This window comes from Pseudomonas sp. KnCO4 (genome assembly GCF_045344305.1).
GTDB classification, from domain to species: Bacteria; Pseudomonadota; Gammaproteobacteria; order Pseudomonadales; family Pseudomonadaceae; genus Aquipseudomonas; species Aquipseudomonas anuradhapurensis.
Map to the genome: position 1 here is coordinate 2,629,789 of NZ_CP174199.1, position 21,029 is coordinate 2,650,817.

Below are 21,029 nucleotides of genomic sequence, written 5' to 3' on the forward strand. Positions count from 1 at the left end.
GCAGCGATGGACGGGACCAAGCCAGCTGTTGGCCACACGCTTCACCCGGTGACCCCGGGTACCCCTCAGGCATTGTCCCCAGCCCCTGGCACGGCGCTGAGGGAAGTGCCTGGCGAGTTCGACTACGTCAACACCAAGGTGGTGCCACTGCGCGCCGAGCACCTGGAGCGCCACCGCATCGTGGCGTACAACAAGAACTCCAGCATGAACGGGCCGATCGACCTGCTGCGCACGCAAGTGCTCAGGGCCATGGACGAGAATGGCTGGCGTACCCTGGCCATCACCTCGCCAACGCCTGAAGCGGGCAAGACCGTGCTGGCCATCAACCTGGCCATGAGTATCGCCCACCACACCACCAGGACCGCATTGCTGGTGGACTTCGACCTGCGTCGGCCCAAGGTCGGCAGCAGCCTGGGCCTGCCCATGGAGCAGTCATTGAACGAGTTCCTGAGCGACCAGGCCGAGTTGCAGGACTGCCTGGTCAACCCGACGCTGCCACGCTTCGTGGTACTGCCCACGCGGGTGCCGGTGCCGATGTCCACCGAAATGCTGTCGTCGCCCAAGGTGAGCAACCTGATCAGCGACCTGCGCAACCGCTATGAGTCGCGCATCTGCATTTTCGATTTGCCACCGTTGCTCAGTTCTGACGATGCGATCACCGTGATACCCAAGTTCGATTGTGTATTGCTGGTGGTGGCCAACGGCATGAACAACAAGAAGGAAATCGAGGATTGCCTGCACCACCTGGCCAGGGTGAACCTGGTCGGCACAGTGTTGAACAAGGCAGACGAGCAACCGCGAACCTATTACTGAGCCTTCTGCTGCCAGGCAGGCATAGCGCATAGCCGCTGCCACAGGTGTGCCCTAGGCTCTGTACGAAAAGCCTTGATACTTGTTCATGCTGCGTTGAAAACAGCCTCGGAATGCTCATGTACTCCAGTACACTCCGCTTCCTTGGCTGTTTTCGCCTTGCCTGACCTGCGTCTCAGACTTTTCATACAGAGCCTAGCGCTGGCGCATCAGCCAGGGATACTGCAACTCCCACTGCCACGCATGCCGCACGATCTGTTCCAGCTCGGCAAATTGCGGGCGCCAGCCCAATACACGCAGGGCCTTGCCAGCATCGGCCACCAGCCGCGGCGGGTCGCCCGCACGGCGCGGGGCATCGAGGCTGCGAATCTGTCGGCCGGTCACGCCCCCGGCGGTATCGATAACCTGCTGCACCGAGAAGCCCAACCCATTGCCCAGGTTGAATGCGGTGCGCTCGCCGCCCGCCAGCAGGTAGTCCACCGCCAGCGCATGGGCCGTCGCCAGGTCGGCCACATGCACGTAGTCGCGAATGCAGGTGCCATCCGGCGTGTCGTAGTCGCGGCCAAACACCGTGATCGCTTCACGCCGGCCCGAAGCGGCCTGCAGGATCAATGGGATCAGGTGGGTTTCCGGGTCGTGGCATTCGCCCAGCTGGCCCTGCGGGTCAGCGCCGGCGGCGTTGAAATAGCGCAGGCACACCGATTTCAGGCCGTAGGCGCGGTCGAAGTCCTCGAGAATCTGTTCGACCATCCACTTGCTCAGCCCATAGGGGTTGATCGGCCCCTTGGCATGCGCTTCGTCGATCGGCACATACTGCGGGTTACCATAGACAGCGGCGCTGGAAGAAAACACCAGGTAGCGAATGCCGGCATGGACCATGGCCTGCAGCAGGCTGAGGGTTGCCGCGACATTGTTCTGGTAGTACTTGCCGGGCACGCTGACCGACTCGCCCACCTGGATGTACGAGGCAAAGTGGAACACCGCATCGAAGCGGCAAACAGCGAACAGCACGTCCAGGGCCGGCTCGTCGGCGATGTCCAGTTTCGCCCACTGCACACCAGGGCCGGGTGAGACCAGATCGGCCACTACCACCTCATGGCCAGTACCAAGCAGATGCTTGACCATGTGCGAACCAATGTAGCCTGCGCCACCGACAACCAGAAACTTCATCCAAGCCTCCTGGACTCTGCTGTTGTACAGCCGCAGTGAATCATCCCTGGCCAAGCCGGGCGGGCGCTTCAGCTACAGGTCTGTTTGAGGGTAGATGGCCATATGCCCTATTTCAAGAACAGCCAATTGGCCATGTACTGGCCATCGAAGGTGATGCGGTAATGCCCATCCTGGTAGGTCACGGGCAAGGCTTTGAGCTGTGCCGCTGGCTCCCGGGCGTACAGTTTCAGGCCAGCAGGCGCCTTGATGTTCAAGGTGCCGGCAAGCGGTTCGACGTTGAACGCTGTGTTGGCATCGGCTTTGGGCACGGCCCGGGTGCCCAGCGACACCAACAGCTCGCGCGACTGGCCCAAGGGGTGGCCGTCCAGGCTTTGCACGACGACGCTGGCATAGGGTGTCTGTGCCTGCACCTGGATGGCGCCAAGGCTGATCGAGCGGCCACCCAGCCAACCGCTGGCGGCTTGCGTCAGCGCGGTGTCGATGGTGTAGATGCCCAGCTGCCAGTTGCGTCTGATTTCACCCGTGTCGGTAACTGCCTCGTTGGCGTTGGCCGCCAGCAGGGCTTGCCCCGGGTCGTTCAGCACCTGCGCATCGGCCGGGATGGCGGCGGGTTTCAACCAGGGCAGTTCCGGCGTTTGCGGCAGGGCGATCTGCAACTGGCCCTTTTCCATGGCCGTGCGCAGCAGCACCGAATTGCGCGGCGTGATTTCCTGGCGGTACAGCGTGGCAGGCGTCGGTGCGAACACGTAACGGGTGCTGGCCGGGTGCACGTCTGCACGGCGATAGAGCAGGGCGGCAGCGGGCAGGGTGGCGAGCATCGCCGGGTCGTTGTAGGCGTGCCAATTGTCTGCCGTGCGCCAGCCTGGGTTGAAGGCTTGCTGGCTGTAGGCATACTGCAACATGGCGTCCCAGCCCTGGTGGCTGGCGGTAGCGGCCACATACAGCGGCAACGAATGACGATCGGGCAACGGGAAGGGCTCGGCGTTCCACTCGCTGACGGTGATCGGTTTGCCGACTACCTGGGCGGCAGCGAGCCAGTCGATCATGCTGTCGCTGGTCAGTGGGTTCTTCTCCAGCTGGCCATTGGCGCCGTAGCTGTGGGCATCGATCACATCGCCTGCAGTCAGCGCTGGCAGCGCACTCAGGCCATTGCCGCCCCAGGTGCTGGTGGTGGCGATCGGTACTTTCACGCCGAGGCTGCGCAGGTGCGCAATCATGTCGGCATTGAAACGCTGTTCCAGGTCGTTGAGGAACAGCTTCGACGGGCCATGCTCCCAGGCATGCCAGGTAAGCTCGCTCGGCAGCCCATGCTGGCGGGCGAAGGCCTTGGCAGCGTCCATGTAGCGTGCGCTGTGGCGGGGCACGTCCTTGTCTGGCAGCAAGGCGTTGCCGTAGTGCTGGGTGAGGTCGTCCTCGTTGGTGATCAGCACCGCGGCAATCGCCGGGTCGTCCTTGTAGGCCAGGCCGGTGTACGGGTTCACATGGCCCAGGTACTGCTCGGCAAAGCGCTTCATGGCCTGCTGGATGCTGCGGTTGACATAGGCGTAGCCCTTCAGGTCGATGTGATCCTGGCCCTTGGCGATCTCCTGGAAGTCGTCAATGCCATCGTTGGCGGTAAGCGCGCGCTGGACGTGCAGGTCCAGCCAGACATAGATGCCTTCGTCCTTGAGCGCCTTGATCCACAGGTCGAGCTTGCGCAGCGACTCAGCATCGAGTTGGCGGGTATCGCGTACCACGGTGGCGTCGCCGAACACGTTCGGGCTGACCCATGGCGAGTCGTGGTGGTGCAGGCGTACCAGGTTGAAGCCCAGCGCCGACAGGCGCTTGGCCTGGTGGCGGATTTCTTCGTCCGGGCTTTTGAACAATGCATAGGCGGACAGGTTGGTACCCCAGAAGCGCGCCGGGGTATTGTCCTCGAACAGCAACTGTTCGCCGACAGCCCTGACGAAGCCGCGCTTGCCCGCGGGCTTTTCCGCATCGTTGAGGAACGACAGGTCGACCGGCGAGGTGCGCCAGTCCAGGTGGTCATCCGGCCAACGGCTGGGGTCGGTCAGGCCGAAGCGTTCGCTGGGCGTAGGCCCCAGCTCGATGTCACCACTGATGTTCAGTACCGCCTTGATCTGCTGCTGGCCGGCGTTGATCGGGTCGCCGTAGAGAAACGCACGCAATTCGGACGGGTTGCCGCGTTCGAAATACACTTTGGCCAGCGGCGGGTCGAAGCGCATCTCGATGCGTCGACCCTGCTCAGCCTTACCCCACCACCAGCCACGGTTGCCGGGCAGCAACTGCGGCGCCCCCATGCCCCCGGCGATTTGCCCCGGGTCGAACTGGAACACCATGCCACCGCCGATCACCCCGGCCTGGCGGCTATGCGCGGCAAGGTTGAAAAGCCAGCTCAGGGTTTGCGCCTGCTCCTTGCGTATATCCGCCGTCAGGTCAAAATCCAGCGCCTTGTTGCTGCCCTGCAGCGAGTAGTGGTAGGGGCCATCGACCTTGACTGCGGTGTCGAAGCCGGTCCAGCTCCAGTTGGCCGCCCAGAAGTCGAACTTGGCTTTCATCACCGGCCCACCGCCGAGGGTCACCATGGGCAGGCCATTCTGCTCATCGACACTGACTTGCCACGCCGATGCCCAGCCGGCAGAGGGTAGCAGGGCCAGGCCGGCCAGGGCCGAAACGCGCAGGGTTTGCAGGGCCGAGCGGCGCAGCAGAAGCAGGTTCATAGGCGTCACCCGGTTTGAAGGCCTGAGCTGGCCAGCTCGCTGACCTGGCTGTCATGAAGCCGCCGTACCATCTGGCTATAGCCCACGCCCAGCCCGGCGATCGTCCAGTACACCACCGGGATGAAGGTGATGCTGCTGACGGTGAAGATGATCACCAGGATGCCGGCCAGCGTCGCCAGCAACGCTCGGCCGAGCTGGCGCCGCTCGTCGTCCTTGTCGGGGAAACTGCGCATGGCCTTGCGCATGCCGAGCAGCACGCTGGCGAAGAACGCCAGGAACAACCCGAGGCCGACCAGCCCGACCCGCAGCGCCACATTGATGTAGGTGTTGACGATGTCGATGATGCCTTCACCCTGGATCATCGATTGCATTTCCGGGGTATTGCGGAAATCGAACGAGCCGAACAGCGGGTTGCGCTGGATGACGATCCACGCATTGTCCATCAGCCGCTCGCGGTAGGTGATGTTGTCCTTGTCCACGTTGCCGATGTACGGCAGCAGGTCCAGTACCTTGTCGCCACCGGGCACGGCGGTCAGCAGGGGCAGGGCCAGCATGCCGGCCACCGCCAGCAGTGCCAGGCGCCTGAGCGCACCTTTGCCCAGGGCGACGAATACCACCACGATGACCATGGCCCCGATCCACGGGCCGCGCGACAGCGGCGCGAACAGCCCGGCGGCCAGCAGCAGGGCACCCATCAAACGCTGCCAGGGGCGGCGCACGTAGCCCTGGACGAACAGGAACAGGCCAATGGCCACGCACATCACATAGCCCAGCACAATGGCCTGCCCGGTGGTGGCACTGGCGCGCAGCGAACCGCCGCGGTTCAGGTAGCCGGACATGCTCCATGGCACGCCCATGGCGTCGACCAGGGCACTGTACAGCAGCCAGTGGCGCACAGACTCGGCAACGCCGATCAGGGCCAGCAGGAAGGAGGCGAGCACGAAGGCCAGCAGGGTGTCCTTGAAATCGCTGATCTGGCGCAGGCCACGGCTGGCCACGTAATACGGCAGGAGCACGTCGATAAACAGGTACAACGTCTGGCGCAGGGTGTCGGTCAGGGTGGTTTCGCGCAGGTACAGCACGCTCATCAGCAGCAGCCCCGCCGCCAGCAGCCTGTCGGGCCAGGTGCGGCCGAAGCGCAGGGTGTCGCCTTGGCGGCGCAGGGCCAGCGCTGCCGGCAACAGCACGCACACGCTCAGCAGGCGGATATGGTCGATTTCGACCAGGTAGTTGACCAGGCCGAACCCCGGCACCTGCAGCGAAGCCGGCGGAATCAGGAACAGCAGCAGGTAGAACAGCGCCATGGGGTTGTGCTCGCGGCGCCCGGCGATGTACAGGATGACTGCGCCTGCGCCCAGGTACAGCCAGAAACTGTGCGAGAAGAAGGCCAGCAGGGTCAGCAGGAACCACAGGTTGCGCCGGCGCTTGAAGTCGCGCAGCGGGATAAGGTCGCAGGCAGGCCGCCGGGCCAGCAGGAAGACCACGCTAGCCAGGAACAGGATGACGATCAACGCACGCAAATGTTCAGGCATCGGCTATGGGCACCTTCCCCTTGGTGGGCAACGGCTAGCATCGTGGCTAATTGAAACTATAGTGACTTTTTAGTCAGTCAGAGATCGATGTCATGCCGTCGATTGATGTGTCAGCCACCGCGAGCCTGCGCAAGCGGGCCCTCAAGGCCGGGTCGTGGAACCTGGTCTCGCAGGTGGCGTCACAAGCGATGCGCCTTGGCGGCAATCTGCTCATGGCCCGCCTGCTGGTGCCGGAGATGTTCGGGGTGATGGTCATTGCCAACACCGTTTCGGTACTCCTGCATCTGTTGTCCGATGTCGGCCTGCGGCAGAACATCGTGCAGAGCCAGCGCGGCGACGACCCGCAGTTTCTCAATACCGCCTGGACGGTGCAGATCATCCGCGGCTTGGTGCTGTGCGTGCTGACCGTGCTGCTGGCCTTGGCGGCCTGGCTTGCCCAGCACGCCGAAGTGTGGCCGGCAGATTCCACCTATGCCGAACCCGAGCTGCCGATGGTGCTGGCGGCCACCGCGCTGTCGGCGGTGATCTGGGGTTTCCAGTCCACCAAGATCGATGTGGCTGTGCGCACTTTCCAACAAAAGCGCGTGGCGCTGGTCGACCTGGCCTCGCAAGTGGTCGGCCTGGTGGTGATGCTGGTGCTGGGTTACCTGACCCACTCGGTCTGGGCACTGGTCATCGCCGGCCTGGTGTCGGCCCTGGCCTGGACCCTGCTCGGCCATACTGTTCTCGAGTGGCCGCGCAACCGCCTGCAGTGGGACCGCAGTGCGTTGGACGAATTGATCGTGTTTGGCCGCTGGATCCTGTTGTCGTCGATGGTGGGTGTGCTGGCCATGTACGGTGACCGCATCTGGTTCGGTGCCAGCATGACGACGGCGCAACTGGGGGTCTATTCGATTGCCGTACTCATCCTGGGTGCCGTGCAGACCGCACTGATGAAGATTTTCGGGGCGGTGGCGCTCCCCGCCTTCAGCGAGGCAGCCCGGGCCGGCGACCAGGAGCGCCTGAAGGCGTTGTATCACCGCTTCCGCCTGCTGGTCGACTTGCTGGTACTGTTCATCTGTGGCGGGTTCCTCACTGCCAGCCCGTTGCTGATCGGCTGGATGTACGACGACCGCTACCGTGAAGCTGGCCCGATGCTGGCTATTCTTTCGCTGTCGTTCCTCACATTGCGCTATACCTTGGCACACCAGGTGTGGATTGCCCTGGGCCTGACCAAGTACCAGGCCATCGACAACATCATCCGCCTGGTCTCGCTGTGGGTGCTGCTGCCGTTGTTGCTGATGCTTGGCGGTGTGGACTGGGCGATCTGGGGGGTGGCCCTGCACACCTTGCCGACGCTGGTGCTGATCGTGTACGTGAATTGCAAGCTGGATATCTTCAGCCTCAAACGTGAGCTGATGGTGCTGCCGATGCTACTGCTCGGCGCGCTTTGCGGGGCGCTGCTGACAGCCTTTTTCAACTGGCTGTGATGCGGCTTGCCGAAAGAGACTTTCAAGGGCACAGGCCGGGCCATGGACAAGTTGACTTTTTGTGCTGGGCAGTTGGGGCGCAGGGGTTTTATCCAGAGCTGTGTCTTGCTGGGCGTCGGCGGGGCAGTGTTCGCTACTGCAACAGCCATTGCCAGCGAAGGTGGCGGCAAGCGCGGGCACGTGTTGATCAATGGCTGGGTGTTGCCGTCCCGTTACTTCCGGAACGAGCAAGCATGATCAAGGATTACCAACAACAGAAGACCCTGCGCGACCGCTATGACGTCTGCATCATCGGCGCTGGCCCGGCCGGCATCACCCTGGCCCTGCGCCTGGCTGCTGCGGGCTGGCAGGTGCTGCTCGCCGAAGGTGGCGGGCGCGAGTATTCAGCGCTTTCGCAAGACCTGTATGCCTGCAAGTCCACCGGCCTGGAGCTGTATGCCCAGGAGTCCCGGCTGCGTTACCTGGGTGGCACATCGAACCACTGGGCCGGCCGTTGCCGGCCGTTCACGGCCTCGGATTTCGCCCTTGCGCCGATTGGCGGCTTGCCTGGCTGGCCGATCCCCTATGCGGAAATCGCCAGCTACCTGCCTGCCGCCATGGACATCGTCGACTTGCCACCCGGGTCGGATTTCGAGGCGATCAACAGCGGGCTCGGGGGCGACGAATTCGAACCGGACCGCTTCCTGCTCAGCCCGCCAACGCGGTTTGCGCAGAAATACGCCGCCGCTCTCGAGCAGACCGAAGGCCTGGACGTGTTCATCAACTGCAATTGCGTGGACCTGGAGTTCGACGAGGCCACCGGCAACCTGGCGGCGGTGGTGCTGTCCGATTACCAGCGCAACCGCCAGCGGCTGGTGGCGAGAACCTTCGTGCTGGCCACCGGCGGCATCGAGAATGCCAGGCAACTGCTCAACAGCGAATCGTTGCTGCGGGCGGGCATCGTGAGCAAGGACGGGCTGGTCGGGAGCTGTTTCATGGAGCACCTGAACATCGACCTGGGCACCTTCATCCTCAAGTCGGGACTGGCCCCGGAGCCACGCGAGTACTTCACCACCGATACCTTCATTGACGCGTACAAGGCCGGCAAGGGCAATGTCAGGGCCGCGCTGCTGGCCGAAGTGCAGACCTATGGGCGCACGGCCGAGGTCAAGCACTTTCTGGAAAACCTGGCCTGCGACATGGGGGTCGCCAACAAGATCGCCTTCGTCGCTCGGTTCAGTTGCCCCGGCGACGGCCTCATCAGCACCCTGATCGAACAGTTCCCCAACCTGCACAGCCGCATTTCGCTGCTCGACGAGAGGGACGCGCTCGGTGTCGCCAAGGTCAACGTCAACTGGGCCCTGAGCGCTGATGACCGGCACACCATCAAGTGCATTGGCAGTGAGCTGGCCAAGCAATGGGCCGACACCGACCTGGGCTTCATCAAGCTCAATGACTATGTCTATGACACCTCGATACCATTGAGGATGTCGCCACATGCCCACCACATGGGCACCACGCGCATGGCGTCCTCCGCCCAAACCGGTGTCGTCGACCGCGACTGCAAGGTGTTCGGGATCGCCAACCTGTACATCGCTGGCAGCAGCATCTTCGCCACCGGCGGTGCCTCCAATCCGACCTTGCCGTTGCTGCAGTTTGCCTTGCGCCTGGCTGACCACCTCGATGCCAGGATGAGCGCGGCCAGGGACGCTGTGGGGTGACAAACGTTGTGAACGGGGTGAGCGCGTTGCGGTCAGCACCTACAAGAACGAGACCGGAGGCGCCTCAGGAACAGTCCAGATTGCTTAGAGTGCGAGGCTGGCAGCATGAAAGGATGGATACGCAAGGCCGTGGCGCAGTATGTTCATGCAACCGGGCGCGGCAGCTCGTTCTACCGCAGATTCTGCAGGCCCACAGCGCTGGAATGGGGCGCGTACCTCAGCCGCTGGGGCAACTTTCATTCGGTGGGCAGCCACTTTCACGCCAACCCCGGCAGCAAGTTCCTCGACCCTTCGCTGGTGCGCATCGGCAACAGTGTGGGCCTGGCCGACTGCACGCTGATCGGTCATGACGGGGTGGTATTGCTGATCGAGCACCGCTTCGGCAAGCACCTGGACTCGGTCGGCTATATCGACATCAAGGACAACTGCTTCATCGGCCATGGCGCGATCATCATGCCGCGCGTGACCATCGGGCCGGAGTCGATCGTCGCCGCCGGCGCGGTAGTGACCAAGGACGTGCCGCCAGGCACGGTATTCGGCGGCAACCCGGCAGAATTCATCTGTACCACCGAAGAATTGATCAAACGGGTCGAGGCACGTTGCGAAGCCTACCCGTGGATCGACCTGGTCAAGCAGCGCAACGGCGCCTATGACCCCCAGCTGGAACCGCTGCTGATGGCACAAAGGCGCCAGTACTTCTTCGGGGATGGCAGCAATGGCTAGCAAACCGGTCGATGTCCTGGTGGTCAACTTCAACACGGCCGGGCTGCTGCAGCCGATGTTCGATGCGCTGCGCCGGGCCGACGGCGAACGGCTGGCCAACTACCTGGTGGTGGACAACGCCTCGATGGATGACTCGCTGCAGCGCCTGGCCGCGGTGTGCCCGCAGGCGCTGCTGCTGAGCAACAAGCACAACGTGGGTTTCGGCCGGGCCAACAACCAGCTGCTGGCGCACCTGCAGGGCAAGTACGCCTTGCTGCTGAACACCGACGCCTTCGTCGCTGCCGATTCCCTGCAGAAGACCCTCGAGTACATGGAGGCGCACCCCGAGTGCGGCGTGCTGGGTGTGCGCCTGGAGGGCCGCGATGGCGACCTGCAGCCCAGTTGCCGCTACTTTCCGACACCGCTCAACGTGTTTGTCGGGCGCACCGGGCTGGGGCGCTTGTTCCCGGGGCTGAAGATGGTCGACGACATGGGCTGGGACCACGCATCGGTGCGCGAATGTGACTGGCTGCCTGGCTGCTTCTACCTGGTGCGCCGCGAAGTGCTTGACCAGGTGGGGCTGTTCGACCCGCGCTACTTTCTTTATTACGAAGAAGTCGACCACTGCAAGCGGGTCAAGGCGGCGGGCTGGAAGGTGGTGTTCTACCCGCACACCACAGTGGTGCACATCGGTGGCGAGAGTTCGCGCTCGGTCGCCGAACTGGAGGCAGCCAGCCGGCAGATCTCGGCGTACCAGATCGAGAGCGAGCTGCTGTACTTTCGCAAGCATCACGGCTTGGCCGGGTTGGCCCTGCACATGCTGCTGGTGACCCTCGGCGACTTGGTGCTGGCACTCAAGGCGCTGTTGAAACGACGCGGCTGGGGCGCGATACGCGCTTGCTGGCGTCACTGTCGGGCGACCTGGTCACTGTTGTTCAAGACCCGGTACGCCAGCCAACCGACAAGGTAGGTGGAGCCATGTTCGAAAATGTACGTGCCGACCTGCGGGCCCATGGGGGCGACTGGGCTGCCCAGGGCTTCTGGGTATTGCTGGTGTACCGCTTCGGCCGCTGGCGCTATGGCGTGCGCCCGGCACCGCTGCGCAAGCTGTTTTCGCTGCTGTACAAAGTGTTGTTCAAATGCGTGCAGATCCTCACCGGCGTGGAGTTGCCGTGCGAAGTGGTGATTGGCCGCAACTTCGTCATCGACCATTTTGGCGGCATCGTGATCAGTGGCTATGCCCGGTTTGGCGATGACTGTCGCATCCGCAACGGCGTGGTGGTGGGCCTGAAGAACGTCAGCGAGCCGATTGCGCCGGTGTTCGGCAACAATGTCGATATCGGCAGTGGAGCCAAGGTGCTGGGCAGCATCCGCATCGGCAACAACGTGGTGATTGGGGCCAATGCCGTGGTGCTGGTGGATGTGCCCGACAACTCGCTGGCGGTGGGGGTGCCGGCAACCATCAAGGCCCGGCAAGCGGCCAGCACGGTGCCGGTCGAGTGAAACCCATGGCGCGCGGGATCGGCGTGGTGGTGATTGGCCGCAACGAAGGCCAGCGCCTCGCGCGTTGCTTGCGTTCGCTGGTGCATGGCGCGGACCAGGTGCTGTACGTCGACTCGGGGTCTTGCGACGGCTCACCGCAACTGGCGCGCAGCCTGGGTGTGGAGGTGCTGGCGCTGGACATGGGCCAGCCGTTCACCGCCGCCCGCGCGCGCAACGAAGGCTTTGCCGCCTTGCAACAGCTGCTGCCGTCGCTGCGCCTGGTGCAGTTCGTCGACGGCGATTGCGAGGTCGCCGCTGGCTGGCTGGCGGTGGCGCAGGCGTTTCTCGACAGCCACCCCGACGTGGCGGTGGTGTGTGGCCGGCGACGTGAGCGTTTCCCCGAGCGTTCGGTATACAACCTGTTGTGCGAGCTGGAATGGGATACCCCGATCGGTGAGGCCAAGGCCTGTGGTGGCGATGCCCTGATGCGGGCAGATGCGTTTGCCGCTGCCGGCGGCTTCCGCGCCGGGCTGATCGCGGGCGAAGAGCCTGAGCTGTGCGTCCGCCTGCGCGCTCAGGGGTGGAAAATCTGGCGCCTGGACGCCGAGATGACCCTGCACGACGCCGCCATGAGCCGTTTCAGCCAATGGTGGCGGCGCAGCCTGCGCGCCGGCCACGCCTACGCAGAAGGGGCTTACCTGCATGGCCAGGCGCCCGAGCGGCACTGGCTGCGCGAATCGCGCCGCGCCTGGGTCTGGGGCCTGGGCATCCCCGTGGCGACGTTGCTGGCCTGCCTGGCGTTGGGCGGCTGGGGCCTGCTGTTGCTGCTGGTCTACCCGCTGCAGGTCGTGCGCCTGGCCCGCCGCGGTGGCAGGTCGGCGCGGCAGAACTGGCTGCAGGCGGTGTTCCTGGTGCTGGGCAAGTTCCCGGAAATGCTCGGGCAGCTGCGGTTCCTGCAGCAGCGCTTCGTGGCCGGCACGCCGGCCTTGATCGAATACAAGCAAGAGGGGCCGTGGATGCTTGGCACGATCGTGAAAAGCGTGTTCACCCTGCAACCGGGCTACTCGTTGCGGGCGCTGAACAACAAGTACCGGCTGCTACGTCAGATTGCCCGGCAATGGCCGCAACTGAACGCCTTTGTGCAGCGCATGAGGTTGGCCCTGGGCGAGGCGCGCTGGCGACGGCTGGGCGTGGATTGCATCGGCGTGGTGCAGTGGCCCTACATCAGCAGATGCTGGGAAGCACCCCAGCGCCTGGAGGTGGTGGCCTCGCACTTCGAGGTGGTGGCCGGGCAGTTTCCGGCCCTGTTGCTGCTGGAACGGACAGCCAGCCAGGTAGTGTGCGAGCTGTCCAATTTTTCCCCCGGCTGCCGCCTGGTCCTTGACCGGCCGATCTGGTTCAAGCGGGAAGGCGAGCTGGTGCTGAACCTGTTCCGCAACGACCTGCGTGTCGCCTCCCTGGCATTCACCTTGTGCCGCAGCCAGGGCGAGCTGTGCCTGTTCATCGGTGCTGTGCAAGGCATTCACAAGGGCGTCGACAGCGCAACCTCGCTGGCCATCTACCGCGACCTGACCAAGGCGTTCGAGGGGCTGCGCCCGCGCAGCCTGCTGCTCGAAGCGCTGAAGTGCCTGGCCAGGACCTTGCGCGTGGTGCATCTGTATGCCGTCCGGGATGCCTGCCGCCACCACCGGCACGCGTATTTCGGCCATGACAAGGGCGAGGACCTGGTCGCCAACTATGATGCGATCTGGCAGGAGCACGGCGCCATTGCCAGCGAGCGTGCGGATTTTTTTGCCCTGCCAATGGCTCCGGCACAACGCGCGAACGAGGACATCCCGAGCAAGAAACGGGCGATGTACCGCCGTCGCCAGGCACTGCTCGAGGATGTTTTCGCGCGCTTGCAGGCTGCTTTGGCAGGCAGCGGTCACAACCTTGGGCTACAAGAGAAGCAGGGGGATGCACCTGACCAAGGGGCATCGGCGGGGCGCCAGCCGCCGGTGGTCGACAGCTTGAAATGACAGCTGAGGCTACTGCGGCGGGTCAGAAGGTTCATCATGCAGGTCTTGATCTGGATTTCTATGCGCATTGCCTATTTCATCAACCAGTACCCGAAAGTCAGCCACAGTTTCATCCGTCGCGAGATCCTCGCGCTGGAGCGCCAGGGGCTTACGGTGCAACGTATTGCCTTGCGCGGGTGGGACGCCGAGCTGCAGGACGCCGAAGACGCGATGGAACGTAGCAACACCCGCTACGTGTTGCAAAGCGGCATCAAGGGTTTGCTGCAACCCACCTGGCAAGTGCTGCGCAGGCAGCCACGGCGCTTCTGCCGCGCGCTGTGGCTGGCCACGCGCCTGGGCCTGCGGGCCGATCGCGGCTGGCCCTACCACCTGGTCTACCTGGCCGAGGCCTGCCAGGTGCTGCAATGGTTGCACGCCGGCGAGGCGCAACATGTGCATGCTCATTTCGGTACCAACTCCACCGAGGTGGTGATGCTGGCCCACGTACTGGGCGGGCCAGCCTACAGCTTTACCGTGCACGGCCCGGAAGAATTCGACAAACCAATGTTGCTGCACCTCGGCGAGAAGGTGCGGCGCGCCGCTTTTGTCGTGGCGGTCAGTTCGTACGGGCGCAGCCAGCTGTTCCGCTGGGTGGCACACGACCACTGGGCCAAGGTGAAGCTGGTGCATTGTGGCCTCGAGCGCAGTTTCCACGACGTGGCGCCAGCCAGCGTACCCGCAGCGCTGCGCCTGGTCTGCGTAGGGCGCTTGTGTGAACAGAAAGGCCAGTTGCTGTTGCTTGAAGCAGCACGGCTACTGGCGGCACGGCCAATCAGCTTCGAGCTGGTGCTGGCCGGTGACGGCGACATGCGCGGACAGATCGAGGCGTTGATTGCCCGCTACGGCCTGCAGCAGCACGTGCGTATCACCGGCTGGATCAGCAGCGCGCAGGTGCGCGGGGAAATCCTGGCCGCCCGCGCGTTGGTGCTGCCCAGCTTCGCCGAGGGTTTGCCGGTGGTGATCATGGAAGCCATGGCGTTGCGCCGGCCGGTGCTGACCACCTATGTGGCTGGCATTCCCGAGCTGGTGCAGCCGGGCGAGAATGGCTGGTTGTTTCCCGCCGGTGCGGTGGACGAACTGGCGACAGCCATGGCCGAGTGCCTGGCGCAACCTGTCGAAGTGCTGCAGCGGATGGGCGAGGCGGCCCGCCAACGTGTGCTGCAACGGCATGATATCGACACCGAGGCGGCCCGGCTGGCCAGCTATTTCAAGGCATCCGCATGATAAGTGTATTGGCTTGGTTTCTCGGCCTGCTGGCGATCATCGTCCTGCTACCGGTGCTGTTGCTGTTGCTGCAAGTGCTGCTGGCTTGCCTGCCCAGGCCGGTACAGCCGTTCGCCAGCAGCAGGCGCGGGCAGGTGGCTGTGCTGGTGCCAGCCCATGACGAAGCTTCGATCATCCGCGCCACGCTGGCGAGCATCACCCCCCAATTGCAGCCTGGCGACCGCCTGCTGGTGGTCGCCGACAACTGTACCGACGACACCGCGCAACTGGCGCGCGAGGCCGGCGCCGAGGTCGTGGAGCGGCACGATCTGCACCTGCGTGGCAAGGGTTACGCCTTGGACTTTGGCGTGCGGCACCTGGCGCGCCAGCCGCCCGAGGTAGTGATCGTGGTGGATGCCGATTGCCGGGTGGGCGAGGGTGCGATCGAACGCCTGGCGCTGCGCTGCCAGCAAGTCGCCCGCCCGGTCCAGGCGTTGTACCTGACCCATGCGCCGGCGGGGGCCGGGCCGAAGGTGCAAGTCGCCGAATTCGCCTGGCGGGTGAAGAACCTGGTCCGCCCACGTGGCTGGTCCCGGTTGGGCCTGCCATGCCAGTTGATGGGCGCCGGCATGGCGTTCGGCTGGCACGACCTGGGCCTGGTCGACCTGGCCAATGGTCACCTGGTGGAGGATGTGAAGCTGGGCCTGGACCTGTGCCAGCAAGGCAAGCCGCCGGTCTTCTGCCCCGAGGCCTTGGTCACCAGCCAGTTCCCAGCCAACGAGCAAGGCCTGAACAGCCAGCGCACCCGCTGGGAGCATGGCCACCTGGGGCTGATGCTGAGCGATGCGCCCAGGCGCGCGCTGGCCGCCCTCAAGCAGGGCAACGGCAGCTTGCTGGCCATGACCCTGGACTTGCTGGTGCCGCCCTTGGCCTTGCTGGTGCTGGCTCTGGTCGCGGTCAACCTGCTGGCCTGGCTGGCCTACCTGCTGTTCGGCGTGGCGGCACCGGCATGGATCGCCCTGTGCGGGTTGGCCTTGCTCGGCCTGGCGGTCGCGCTGGCGTGGGCGCGTTTCTGTCGCGAACTGATCCCGTTTTCCGTGCTGCTGTACGCGCCGTTCTACGCGGCAAGGAAAATTCCCATGTACCTGGGGTTCCTGATCAAGCGCCAGGTTGACTGGGTTCGTTCGAAACGGGATGACGACTGATGGCCGCCTGGCTGACACGCTGGGACAGCATCATCGACAAGCTCGAAACGGTGGCCGACGACGCTGCGACGCAGCACCTGCTCGAGCGCCTCGCCGTAACGCAAGCGCCAACGGTGCTGGGTTTCGTCAATGCCCATGCGATGAACCTGGTGGTACGCGATCGCGCCTACAGCCAGGCATTGTCGGCGGCCGACGTGCTGCTGCGCGACGGTGCCGGCATGGCGATGCTGTATCGTCACCTCGGCCTCGAGCCCGGCCGTAACATGAATGGCACCGACTTCATTCCCCAGCTGATGGCTGCCTACCGCGGGCGGCGGGTGGCCTTCTGGGGGACCCGGCAACCGTACCTGGACCAGGCCGTGCAACGCTGCGCGGCGTTGTTCGGGGTGCTGCCGGTGTCGGTTCACGATGGCTTTGCCAGCATCGAAACCTATCTGCAACTGGCCAGGGAGCGGCAACCGGAGTTGATCGTGCTGGGCATGGGCATGCCCAGGCAGGAGGCCGTGGCGGCGCGGCTGGTGGCCACTGGCGGGCCGTGCCTGATCGTCTGCGGCGGGGCCATCCTGGACTTTCTCGGTGGCAAGGTCAGCCGCGCACCGAAGTGGCTGCGAGGGTTGGGCGGGGAGTGGCTGTACCGGCTGTCGCGTGAACCCAAGCGCCTGTTCACCCGTTACGTGGTGGGCAACCCGTTGTTCCTGCTGCGTACCCTGCTGTACCGCCGCAGCAAAGGCGCAGGCAGACTCGCCCGGTAAGCCGGCTGGACGCTACGCCAGCGGCGTTGCCGGCACACTGGTGGCGGTTGGCTGCTACAGTGAGAGCAAGGGTCGTGGGCGACACGATCCTGTTTCGCTGGCTTTGCATATGGGCCGTTTTCAAGGCTTGCGGTTGGATCAAGCACTTGCTGCGCTCGAATCGAAGAGGTCTGAAATGGTTCTCGAACCCAGGAGCAGTCGTTCCCTACTTCAGCGAAGAAGCAGCGTCAGCAACGCCATCCAGGCCGGCCTCGATGGCATCGCAGTCACCGGTATCGCCTGGTATCTGATCTACGACCAGTTTGGCTATATCACCTCAGATTATGTGATCATGCTGCTGTTGCTGGTTGGCGCGCTGGCAGTGATCTACGACCACTATGCGATCTACCGCACCAACGTCGGGCTTTCCATCAAGGCTTTCCGGCTGTTCAAGGCGTGGTCGGCAACCTTTTGCTTCCTGGTGGTCATGGCCTTCCTGACCAAACAGAGCGAAGCCTATTCGCGGCTGCTGATCGTGCAGCTGTTCATCATCGGCTACATCGCCCAGCTGTTTCTGCACTTTGCCGTGCGCGAGCTGCAAAAGCGCTTCAGCACGCATGCACGCCTGGACAATGCCCTGATCATCGGCGCCGGTGACCTGGCCAACTTTCTCTACCAGAAAATCAGCAACAACCCCTGGTTCGGTGAACGTGTGCTGGGTTGCGTACTGATCGACAAGCTCGACGAGCCGGGGGACGAGGCTGCCGAAGGCAAGCAACGCCTGCCGGTGCTCGGGCAGATTGCCGAGCTGGACGAGATCGTCGCCCGGCATGCCATCCGCACGGTGTACCTGGTGACGCCGCTGGGCGGTTCCGAGGTGATCAACGATGTGTACTTCAAGCTGCTCGACAAGTGCATTGCGGTGAACTGGGTGCCAGATATCTTCTCCTTGCGCCTGATCAACCACAGCGTGCGGGAAATCGCCGGCATCCCGGTGCTGACCTTGTCGGAAACCCCCTTGACCGGCATGAGCCTGTTCCTGAAAAACCTCGAGGACCGGGTGCTGGCGGCGCTGATCCTGCTGCTGGCCTCGCCGGTGCTGCTGGCCGTGGCGCTGGCAATCAAGCTCGATAGCCGCGGCCCGGTGTTCTTCCGCCAGGAGCGCACCGGCTGGACCGGGGAAGCGTTTCGCATCTGGAAGTTCAGGAGCATGCACGTGCACCAGCCGGAGCAGGGCGTGATCAGGCAGGCGCAGCGCAATGACCCGCGGTTGACACGGGTCGGTGCCTTTATCCGCCGCACCAGCCTGGACGAGTTGCCGCAGTTGTTCAATGTGCTGACCGGCGAAATGTCGCTGGTCGGGCCCCGGCCGCATGCCTTGCAGCATGGCACGCTGTATTCGCAGGACATTGTCGATTACTTCGCCCGCCACAACATCAAGCCAGGCATGACCGGCCTGGCCCAGGTACGCGGGTTCCGCGGCGAGACCAAGGATATCGAGCAGATGATCCAGCGGGTGGACTCGGACATCGAATACATCAACAACTGGTCGCTGTGGCTGGATTTCGTGATCCTGGTGCGCACGCTGAACGCGTTCACCGGCAAGCAGGCATATTGACCTGGCTTGTCGTAGGAGCGGCCTTGCGTCGCGATGGGGCGCGCAAGGCCCCGGAAATCCGTGCGTCGACGCCGAAATCGCCGGGGCCGCTGCGCGCTCCATCGCGACGCAAGGCCGCTCCTACAAAGACCGCGTTCAGGTTGGTTGGTCCTTGCTTAGCGGGTGCAGCTCCCTGAACCCTCGCGCTTCTTCCACCAGCCAGTCATGTACCGCCCGCGCCCCCGGCTGGTTCAACCCGCCCGGCGGGTAATGCACCACGTAGCGTTTGTGGTTGGCAATCGGCACCCCGAACGGCACGATCAGTGCCCCGCGCTCCAGTTCGTCGTTGAGCAGTGTGCGTCGCGCGATCGCCACGCCAATGCCGGCAATCGCCGCCTCGATGGTCAGGTGGTTACGGTTGAACGTGTGCCCGCGCCGCACATCCAGGCCAGCAGCGCCGATGCCCTCCAGGTAGAACTCCCATTCGGCATATTCCGAACTGCCGCGCCAGGCAGTGATGTCATGCAGCAGCGGATAATGCGCCAGGTCTGCCGGCCCGTGCAGCGGCGGGCGGCCGCGCAGCAGGGTGGGGGAACACACCGGGAAGATCTGCTCGTCCAGCAGTGGCGTCGAGAGCATGCCGGGGTAGCTGCCATCGTTCAGGTCGATGGCCAGGTCGAAATCGCCCGGGGTCAAGGCCTGGGCGCTGTCTTCGGCGACCAGGCGCAGCTCGATGTCCGGGTAGCGCTGCTGGAAACGCGGCAGGCGCGGCGTGAGCCATTTGGCCAGGAACGACGGGATCGAACGCAAGCGCAAGGTGCCGCGGATTTCGCCCGCGTCCAGGCGCAACAGTTCGGCTTCGATGCTGCCGTAGGCTTCGGCCACCGTCTGTGCCAGGCGCTGCCCTTCGGCGCTCAGTTCGACGCCGCGCGCCCGGCGCAGGAACAAGCGATAGCCCAGGCGTTCCTCCAGTTGGCGCATCTGTTGGCTGACCGCACCGGGGGTAATGTGCAGTTCTTCGGCGCAGCGGGTGAAGGACAAGTGCCGGGCCGCACAGGCAAATACATGCAGCCAGACGAACACCTGGCCATTGAGTTGTCGACGCATCGTTTAGTACCGCTAAAGCCATGCTTAGGAAGTTTCGTTGGTCATCCATGAGCCAGCGCGGCAGTATCGCGCAACTTCGCAATACCGCTCAATTTTTTCGGATTAGCGTGCTGCGGCTACATAGCCGGGTACGCTCAGGCATTAGCATGGCTATCAGTGTTTTCGACCTTTTCAAAATCGGCATCGGCCCGTCCAGCTCCCATACCGTCGGCCCGATGCGGGCAGCAGCGACCTTTGCCCAGGTCCTGCGTGAGCAAGGGCTGCTGGGCCGGGTAAGCCGAGTCGAGGTGCGCCTGTATGGCTCGTTGTCGGCCACCGGCGTTGGCCACGCCACCGACCGCGCCTGCCTGCTCGGCCTGATGGGGCAGTGGCCGGACCGTATCGACCCGGCCACCATCGAGGCGCGCATCGCCCAGGTCATGCAGGCGCAACGCCTGATGCTCGATGGCAGCCACCCGCTGCCGTTCGAATACAGCCGGGACCTGCTGCTGCTCGACGAAAACCTGCCCTATCACCCCAACGCCATGAGCCTGGAAGCCCTCGACGGGCAGGCCAGCCTGTTGCACCAGACCTACTATTCGGTCGGTGGTGGCTTTATCGTCGAGCAAGCCGATATCGATGCGCCACCAGGCGAAGCGAACGCGGTGCAGCTGCCGTACGAGTTCGATAGCGCTGCGCAGTTGCTGGCCTTGTGCAAAACCCATGGTTTGAGCGTGGCGCAATTGATGATGGCCAACGAGTGCGCCTGGCGCCCGCAGGCCGAAGTCCGCGAGGGCTTGCTGCGGATCTGGGCGGCCATGCGTGAATGCGTCGATAACGGCTTGCGCAACGAAGGCATCCTGCCCGGCGGCCTGCAGGTCAAGCGGCGCGCGGCACGGTTGCATCGCAGCCTGCAGGAGCTGGGCAAGCCCAACGTGATCGGTTCCACCCTCAGTGCCATGGAGTGGGTCAACCTGTTCGCCCTGGCGGTGAACGAAGAGAACGCCGCTGGCGGGCGCATGGTGACCGCACCGACCAATGGCGCGGCTGGCATCATTCCGGCAGTGTTGCACTACTACATGAAGTTCAACCCCGGCGCCTGCCATGCGGATGTGGTGGACTTCCTGCTGGGGGCCGCGGCGGTCGGTATCCTGTGCAAGAAGAACGCGTCGATTTCCGGGGCGGAGGTGGGCTGCCAGGGCGAGGTGGGCTCGGCCTGTTCGATGGCCGCTGCCGGCCTGGCCCAGGTGCTTGGCGCGACACCGCCGCAACTGGAAAACGCGGCCGAGATTGCCCTGGAGCACAACCTTGGGCTGACCTGCGACCCGGTTGGTGGGCTGGTACAGGTGCCCTGCATCGAGCGCAACGCGATCGCCGCCGTGAAAGCGATCAACGCCGTGCAGATGGCCTTGCGCGGGGATGGCGAGCATTTCATCTCGCTCGACCGGGTCATCCGCACCATGCGCGATACCGGGGCGGACATGCACGCCAACTACAAGGAAACCTCGCGCGGTGGTTTGGCTGTTGCGTTCGTCGAGTGTTGAGTAACCTCATCGCCTACCGCG

At 64.2% G+C, this 21,029-nt stretch carries 17 protein-coding genes and 1 pseudogene; 14 read left to right on the top strand and 4 right to left on the bottom strand.

Annotation, left to right across the window (positions count from 1 at the left end):
- Positions 1 to 6: 6 nt before the first annotated feature.
- Positions 7 to 813: a CpsD/CapB family tyrosine-protein kinase gene (locus ACJA3S_RS12440; RefSeq protein WP_406822070.1), complete on the top strand. Its 807-nt coding sequence runs from the start codon at positions 7 to 9 to the stop codon at positions 811 to 813.
- A gap of 192 nt (positions 814 to 1,005) precedes the next feature.
- Here the strand turns inward: ACJA3S_RS12440 and galE are convergent, their stop codons facing one another.
- The 3 genes from galE to ACJA3S_RS12455 form a co-directional block, all read right to left on the bottom strand.
- Entirely contained in the window at positions 1,006 to 1,980 is a 975-nt protein-coding gene (gene galE / locus ACJA3S_RS12445; RefSeq protein ID WP_406822071.1) for a UDP-glucose 4-epimerase GalE, read from the bottom strand.
- 107 nt (positions 1,981 to 2,087) lie between these two features.
- A complete protein-coding gene (locus tag ACJA3S_RS12450) occupies positions 2,088 to 4,700 on the bottom strand; it encodes a glycosyl hydrolase family 5 (RefSeq protein WP_406822072.1) in 2,613 nt (870 codons plus the stop codon).
- Positions 4,701 to 4,705: 5 nt separating this feature from the next.
- Complete coding sequence (locus tag ACJA3S_RS12455; RefSeq protein ID WP_406822073.1) at positions 4,706 to 6,232, bottom strand: O-antigen ligase family protein; 1,527 nt, start codon at positions 6,230 to 6,232, stop codon at positions 4,706 to 4,708.
- 92 nt (positions 6,233 to 6,324) lie between these two features.
- On the opposite strand from ACJA3S_RS12455, the gene ACJA3S_RS12460 reads away from it, so the two are divergent.
- From ACJA3S_RS12460 to ACJA3S_RS12515, 12 genes and pseudogenes are all read left to right on the top strand, one after another.
- On the top strand, positions 6,325 to 7,701 hold the full coding sequence (locus ACJA3S_RS12460; protein WP_406822074.1) for an oligosaccharide flippase family protein: 1,377 nt from the start codon (positions 6,325 to 6,327) through the stop codon (positions 7,699 to 7,701).
- Positions 7,702 to 7,743: 42 nt separating this feature from the next.
- Positions 7,744 to 7,938, top strand: a complete 195-nt coding sequence (locus ACJA3S_RS12465) for a hypothetical protein (RefSeq protein WP_406822075.1) — start codon at positions 7,744 to 7,746, stop codon at positions 7,936 to 7,938.
- A complete protein-coding gene (locus tag ACJA3S_RS12470) occupies positions 7,935 to 9,401 on the top strand; it encodes an FAD-dependent oxidoreductase (RefSeq protein WP_406822076.1) in 1,467 nt (488 codons plus the stop codon). The genes ACJA3S_RS12465 and ACJA3S_RS12470 overlap by 4 nt, the downstream gene beginning before the upstream one ends.
- A 105-nt stretch (positions 9,402 to 9,506) precedes the next feature.
- On the top strand, positions 9,507 to 10,124 hold the full coding sequence (locus ACJA3S_RS12475; protein ID WP_406822077.1) for an acyltransferase: 618 nt from the start codon (positions 9,507 to 9,509) through the stop codon (positions 10,122 to 10,124).
- On the top strand, positions 10,117 to 11,073 hold the full coding sequence (locus tag ACJA3S_RS12480; RefSeq protein WP_406822078.1) for a glycosyltransferase family 2 protein: 957 nt from the start codon (positions 10,117 to 10,119) through the stop codon (positions 11,071 to 11,073). The genes ACJA3S_RS12475 and ACJA3S_RS12480 overlap by 8 nt, the downstream gene beginning before the upstream one ends.
- A gap of 8 nt (positions 11,074 to 11,081) precedes the next feature.
- Complete coding sequence (locus ACJA3S_RS12485; protein ID WP_406822079.1) at positions 11,082 to 11,606, top strand: serine O-acetyltransferase; 525 nt, start codon at positions 11,082 to 11,084, stop codon at positions 11,604 to 11,606.
- A 5-nt stretch (positions 11,607 to 11,611) separates the two neighbouring features.
- Positions 11,612 to 12,586 (top strand): annotated as a pseudogene (locus tag ACJA3S_RS12490) (glycosyltransferase family 2 protein); the annotation flags it as partial.
- A 15-nt stretch (positions 12,587 to 12,601) separates the two neighbouring features.
- Complete coding sequence (locus ACJA3S_RS12495) at positions 12,602 to 13,603, top strand: VirK/YbjX family protein (protein ID WP_406822247.1); 1,002 nt, start codon at positions 12,602 to 12,604, stop codon at positions 13,601 to 13,603.
- 60 nt (positions 13,604 to 13,663) lie between these two features.
- A complete protein-coding gene (locus tag ACJA3S_RS12500; RefSeq protein ID WP_406822248.1) occupies positions 13,664 to 14,866 on the top strand; it encodes a glycosyltransferase family 4 protein in 1,203 nt (400 codons plus the stop codon).
- A complete protein-coding gene (locus ACJA3S_RS12505) occupies positions 14,863 to 16,050 on the top strand; it encodes a glycosyltransferase family 2 protein (RefSeq protein WP_406822080.1) in 1,188 nt (395 codons plus the stop codon). Before ACJA3S_RS12500 ends, ACJA3S_RS12505 begins: the two co-directional genes overlap by 4 nt.
- Positions 16,050 to 16,802 carry a WecB/TagA/CpsF family glycosyltransferase gene (locus ACJA3S_RS12510; protein ID WP_406822081.1) on the top strand — a complete coding sequence of 251 codons (753 nt, stop codon included), beginning with the start codon at positions 16,050 to 16,052 and terminating at the stop codon, positions 16,800 to 16,802. Before ACJA3S_RS12505 ends, ACJA3S_RS12510 begins: the two co-directional genes overlap by 1 nt.
- Positions 16,803 to 16,977: 175 nt before the next feature.
- The gene (locus ACJA3S_RS12515; protein WP_406822082.1) at positions 16,978 to 18,399 is read left to right on the top strand and encodes an undecaprenyl-phosphate glucose phosphotransferase; all 1,422 of its coding nucleotides are present in this window, start codon (positions 16,978 to 16,980) and stop codon (positions 18,397 to 18,399) included.
- A 135-nt stretch (positions 18,400 to 18,534) separates the two neighbouring features.
- On the opposite strand, the gene ACJA3S_RS12520 is transcribed toward ACJA3S_RS12515, so the two are convergent.
- The gene (locus ACJA3S_RS12520; protein WP_186690310.1) at positions 18,535 to 19,485 is read right to left on the bottom strand and encodes a LysR substrate-binding domain-containing protein; all 951 of its coding nucleotides are present in this window, start codon (positions 19,483 to 19,485) and stop codon (positions 18,535 to 18,537) included.
- Positions 19,486 to 19,631: 146 nt separating this feature from the next.
- Here ACJA3S_RS12520 and ACJA3S_RS12525 point away from each other — a divergent pair, with 146 nt between their 5' ends.
- Positions 19,632 to 21,008, top strand: coding sequence for an L-serine ammonia-lyase (locus ACJA3S_RS12525; protein ID WP_406822083.1), 1,377 nt, complete (start codon positions 19,632 to 19,634; stop codon positions 21,006 to 21,008).
- The last annotated feature ends 21 nt before the right edge of the window (positions 21,009 to 21,029 follow it).